At 64.5% G+C, this 4,924-nt stretch carries 4 protein-coding genes and 4 pseudogenes; 4 read left to right on the plus strand and 4 right to left on the minus strand.

Translation table 11 applies throughout. From position 1 onward, the window contains the following. Positions 1 to 147, plus strand: a pseudogene (locus ACIRRA_RS45315) (IS256 family transposase); the annotation flags it as partial. Positions 148 to 366: 219 nt separating this feature from the next. Further along, a pseudogene (locus ACIRRA_RS45320) lies at positions 367 to 1,017 on the plus strand (reverse transcriptase domain-containing protein); the annotation flags it as partial. A gap of 65 nt (positions 1,018 to 1,082) precedes the next feature. On the opposite strand, the pseudogene ACIRRA_RS45325 reads toward ACIRRA_RS45320, so the two are convergent. From ACIRRA_RS45325 to ACIRRA_RS45340, 4 genes and pseudogenes are all read right to left on the minus strand, one after another. Continuing rightward, a pseudogene (locus tag ACIRRA_RS45325) lies at positions 1,083 to 1,487 on the minus strand (hypothetical protein); the annotation flags it as partial. Positions 1,488 to 2,174: 687 nt separating this feature from the next. After that, a complete protein-coding gene (locus ACIRRA_RS45330) occupies positions 2,175 to 2,735 on the minus strand; it encodes a hypothetical protein (protein ID WP_402782135.1) in 561 nt (186 codons plus the stop codon). A 43-nt stretch (positions 2,736 to 2,778) separates the two neighbouring features. Further along, a pseudogene (locus ACIRRA_RS45335) lies at positions 2,779 to 3,159 on the minus strand (TauD/TfdA dioxygenase family protein); the annotation flags it as partial. A gap of 273 nt (positions 3,160 to 3,432) precedes the next feature. Further along, on the minus strand, positions 3,433 to 3,858 hold the full coding sequence (locus ACIRRA_RS45340; RefSeq protein WP_402782138.1) for a hypothetical protein: 426 nt from the start codon (positions 3,856 to 3,858) through the stop codon (positions 3,433 to 3,435). Between the two features lie 402 nt (positions 3,859 to 4,260). Between ACIRRA_RS45340 and ACIRRA_RS45345 the strand changes: the two genes are divergently transcribed. Both ACIRRA_RS45345 and ACIRRA_RS45350 read left to right on the plus strand, forming a co-directional pair. Then, a complete protein-coding gene (locus ACIRRA_RS45345) occupies positions 4,261 to 4,425 on the plus strand; it encodes a hypothetical protein (RefSeq protein ID WP_402782141.1) in 165 nt (54 codons plus the stop codon). A gap of 53 nt (positions 4,426 to 4,478) precedes the next feature. Next, positions 4,479 to 4,616: a hypothetical protein gene (locus ACIRRA_RS45350; RefSeq protein WP_402782144.1), complete on the plus strand. Its 138-nt coding sequence runs from the start codon at positions 4,479 to 4,481 to the stop codon at positions 4,614 to 4,616. Positions 4,617 to 4,924 lie beyond the last annotated feature (308 nt).

The following is a 4,924-nucleotide window of genomic DNA, read 5'->3' on the forward strand; positions in this document are numbered from 1 at the left end:
CGCCTCGTCGGCGCGGTCCTGGCCGAGCAACACGACGAATGGATCGAAGGCCGACGCTACCTCGGCCTCGACGTCCTGGCCCGCTCCCGCGGGCTCGCACCCACCGACGAACAGGAGGAGACCACACCAGCAGAACTCACCGCCTGACCGATATTTCGGATCATGCGGTGACTACCCCCAGTTACACCACGCCCCGGGACTTGACCCGGGGCGGAGGCTTCGTAGTAGTCCGAGATCGGGAAAGCCGGTCACATGGCGAAGGGAGCCAGCAAATCAGCAGCGGAAGTATTGGAAGGCCAGGAGAACGCTCGTGAATACAATGAACTGTCGCTCACCGCGATTCGGGCTGAGCGGCGGGTACTGGAGATCCAGACCAAGTTGCACCATTGGGCGAACGACGAACCACATCGTCGGTTCGACGATCTGTTCAACCTCGTCACCGATCCCAGCTTTCTGCTGATGGCCTGGGAACGGGTCGCGGGAAACAAGGGCGCACGCTCGGCCGGAGTCGACGGAATGACCGCCGCCTTCGTCCGGGAACGGATCGGTGAGGAACGCTTCCTCACCGAACTGCGGGAACAGTTGAAGGCCCGCAGTTTTCACCCGACGCCGGTGCGAGAGCGGATGATTCCCAAACCGGGGTCGCGCAAGCGACGTCGACTGGGTATTCCGACTGTCGCCGATCGCGTGGTCCAGGCGTCGCTGAAGCTGGTGCTGGAGCCAATTTTCGAGGCGGACTTCGCGCCGTGCTCATACGGCTTCCGACCGAACCGGCGTGCGCACGACGCGATGGCCGAGACACGCTTCCTGGCATCCAAGACTTACGAGTGGGTGCTCGAAGGCGACATCAAGGCGTGCTTCGACGAGATCTCGCATCCGGCCCTAATGGACCGGGTGCGGGCGCGAATCGGAGACAAGCGCGTGCTCGCGCTGGTGAAGGCGTTCCTGAAGGCCGGCATCCTTACCGAGGTCGGCACCTCCAAGGAAACCGTCACCGGCACCCCGCAGGGGTCGTTATGCGCAGCTGCGCATAAGCCCCCCTGCGGGGTCCCGCGATCTCGCTGCGCGAGCTCACCATCGGGCATGAGAATCGGGGCCTTCAGCCACCGCGGCACATACAGCACGATCCAGTGCTGCTGCGCGGTGACGTTGGCGCGCACCGCCTTGACCATCAGGTCGTGGTCCACCGAGTCGAAGAACTTCTCGACATCCAAATCGATGACCCAGTCCTTGAACCAACACCGTTCCCGGCACTTGGCCAGCGCGTCCAGTGCACCCCGCTTCGGCCGATACCCGTACTCCTCGACGGAGCACCCGTCCACCTCCCGCCACAACGCCGAGCATTTCGGGGATGCTCGGCCCGGCCGACGCCGCGAATAACAGAAAGAGACCTCCCCCGCGCCGTCAACACTCACCACAAGCTGCGACGCGGTCGAAGGTCTCTTCTTCACCCCAACTCTGGAGAACCGATGGGCAGCAGAATGCACACCAACCCTCTGGCAGCAGTAGCGGAAAGCATAGCTTGACCTAGAAGGGTTCCATGGTCACTTCTCCTTGCTATCGGGCCGGGGTCTGGTTCATAGCCCTCGGGCAGCTCCGGCGGCAAAGTGCTGGAGTACCAGAGTTGTCGCTCGGACACTTCTCGCCACTCGGACGCTCGGACGGTTCTCGCACGAAGTCCGCGAGCGGATACTTCAGAAACTCCGGGACCGCAGGTAAGGACGGTTCGAGCGCGCCGGCACTCGCCTGCTCGTGTGGTGGGTCGGCCGGTATGTCGTCCAGGTCCGGCAGATCGCCCGGGTGTGCAGGGATCTCGATGTCGGTATCCTCATCGAGCGCTCTGGGGTGTTTGGTCGGCCGGTCCGCGGCGTGGTTGCGCCGGTCGTCGTCGAGGTCGGTGTCGAAGAGGCGCCGGTAGCCGCGACACCAGCTCCGTCATCCCCGTGGGCTGAATCCGAGTTCGGCTGCGCCACAACCGGGGCCGCGCCGGTGTGGACGCTTCCCACACCTCCCGCAGTTGTCGTTCGGTGTCCTCGCCCAGTAGGCCAGGTTCGGGGAACACCTGGGCCAGTCGTAACCGGCCGGACAACCAGGATGACACCGGGGGCTGACCCCGACACTCTCACCGCGGAACTCTGCGCGCTGGCCGACTGGGCCCAGCAAGTCCGCGGCAATCAGGCCAGATCGTCGAATTCGACCGTGGTGTCCAGGGCGAACCAGCACACGTTCACGAGGGATCGGTCGCGGCGCAGATAGCCCGGACCCAGCCACAACCCCGGTTCGATCTCGCGGATCTCGTCATAGAGCCATCGGCTCGGACCTTGGTTGGCGACGCGGGGATGCCCGTAATCGATCCGGACCGCGGGCCTCCCGTCGGTCCTCGATTCGCCGACCGTCGCGACAAACGGCAATGCGCGCATCCCACCGGCGAGCTGGAAGAAGTTGTGGCCCAGCATCGTGCCGTCACCCAGGTCGCGGAAGGACTTGCCGGTCCAGAAGAACCCGGGCCTGGTCAGGACCCGATTCAGCACCCGACCGCCGACGGGGGCGAATCCGCGCAGCACCTGATCGCCGTGCAGGGCCCGGGCCGAGTCGTCGCCGGGCGCGTCGGCGCCGGTGAAGAGTTGCTTCAGCCGATCGCGGCTGAGGCCGCTGAGCATGTCCAGCCGGGGCCGGTGCACGGATGCCGGATGGACGGGCATGAGGCCCGGCACGGCAGTCAGCTCGTTCTGCATACGTGTCTCGATTCTGTCCGTGGGCAAACCGCCCATTGCGGTATTACGCGATTCCGATGGGGCGATCGCCGACGATGGAGATGCGCTCCATCACCCGGCGCTTGGGGAAGTAGTCACTGGCGGCGTAATGCTGGCAGGTGCGGTTGTCCCACATGGCGATTGTGTTGGGCTGCCACTTCAATCGAACCTGAAACTCGGGGCGGTTCATGTGCTGGTAGAGCGTCCGCAGCAAGTCGGCCGACTCCGATTCGCTCAGGCCGATCACCTTCGTGGTGAAGCCGGGGTTGACGAATAGCACCCGCCGGCCCGTTTCGGGAATGACGCGCACGATCGGATGCTGCACAGCCGGGAAGCTGGGCCGCAGCTGCGCGACCTGTTCCTGCGGCATGGCGGCGCCGAAGCTGTGGATCCAATCATGTTCGGCCCACATCTTGCCCGGCGACCAACGCCAGCAGCGCCAGCGCCTGCGACGCCTTCTCGGCCACTGATACAGGCGCCGCCCGCCCGAGGACGTGCGCACGGCGAAGGTGTAGGACCAAGGGCGGCTCCGTTCGGCAGCCAGCACGGCGAGTGTGCCCGCGCCGTCGCCAGGTTGAGGCCGAGGTTGAGCAGTCGTCGCAGGTTCAGTGCGGCCATGCGCCGGTGGAGCCAGTGATCGTTGGCGGATGTGAACCACGAAGCCGTTGTCGGCCTGCGTTTACCGCATCTCAGCCGCGATCTCCAGGTCGTCGGGCAGGCCGGGCTTGGCCTCTTCTCGCTCCGACTCGGTCATATCGTCGGGGAGGTCGTCGCGATCATGTTGCTGCTGAGCCCATTCGGAGCACTGCCTGAGCCGAGCGATGTCGGCGGAAATCTGAGTGATCAGGTGGTGAGCGTAATAGTCACGCCAAGCGTGACTACGTGGCACCATCCGCGGCTCGAGCTCCGAACCGATGTTGAGTTCGGCGGGACCCGGATCCTCTTCGTACAAAAGGCAGTTCGCGGTGCAGGAGTAGAGAATGGTGAGATGCGGTTCCTTGTCGGTCACACTCTCCATGGTGATGGCCATGCGCGATCCGCGCGGCGTGACGCAGTAGTTCGCCGTCCCTGCTGACGTCGGGCATCGGACGGTCGTGTCGCGCATGATCAGTCCAACAGAGGAGCCCCGGTTCGTCCTCCGCCGCGATATCGTGAGACTGGCGATCGGCGGGCGGATCGGAGGAGAAGTTCCGATCGGAGGTTCAGGAGAGCGCTAGGCCCCGAAAAGCACCGAAAACTAAACGTTATCGGAGGTCAGAGAGATGAGGGGATCGCCGGCGCCATTCGAAACCCGAGCGTCACAGGCAAGTTCAGCGGACACCCCGAAAAGTGGGGGCATGCGCATCGGCTGCCGCCAGTGACGAAAGCGGCCCCGGGGCCTCGGACCCTGGTACTGCGAAGATATGCACCGGGGGGTCTCATTGAAACTGGGATCCTGCTCCGGCGCAGGCGATCCGGCCCAGCCCCGAACGCACCATCCTGGCACGAAGGTCGATGCGGTTACCTCATGCTGGTCGACCTCGGTGGCGCGTCCATCGATGCGCCGCATGTGGCACTGAACGTCAGTGTGCTGCAGCGCTTTACGTTGCGGTTACGACGTGCCGGACAAGGGTTTGTCCGCATCGGCCGCGCACCGATCGATTCGAACGATGTCAGCCTGTGGGGACTGTGAATCGCGGCAATGTCAGGCGGTCGGGCATCAAGCTTGATTTCTACCCTTGCTTGATGTTTGCCCTGTTCGGCGGGGTTTGGTGCCAGGCCGCCCACCGCTTGCCCGACCATGCTCCGATCGACGGCAATCTGCTCACCACCTACGAGGTGCTGACCGACGTCGAAGGGCGGATAGGGATTCCCGCGCGCTGATTCGATCACGCAACAGGGCTGCGACCAAGAGCAGGTGCATCTCGGAGCGTTCCGCATCCAGCACGCGGCGCGCGATCGCGGCGACCAGGTGCAGCCGCTGCACAGGATCGGTGGCCTCCTTGGCGGCACAGACGGTGTCGATGTAGTCGTCGCTGAAGCGGCGTGGTCCCTCAGCTCGGCGAGAATGCCCTTCTCGGTCAGGAGATCGCGTGCGAGCAATGATCAAAACCTGTGGATGACCGGGAGGGCGTACCTTCCCGGATGATCTGACAATCAACAGGTTTCGATCTACTCGGCGCGCCAACGCC

It is taken from the genome of Nocardia sp. NPDC101769 (assembly GCF_044766925.1).
In the GTDB taxonomy this organism is placed as follows: Bacteria; Actinomycetota; Actinomycetes; order Mycobacteriales; family Mycobacteriaceae; genus Nocardia.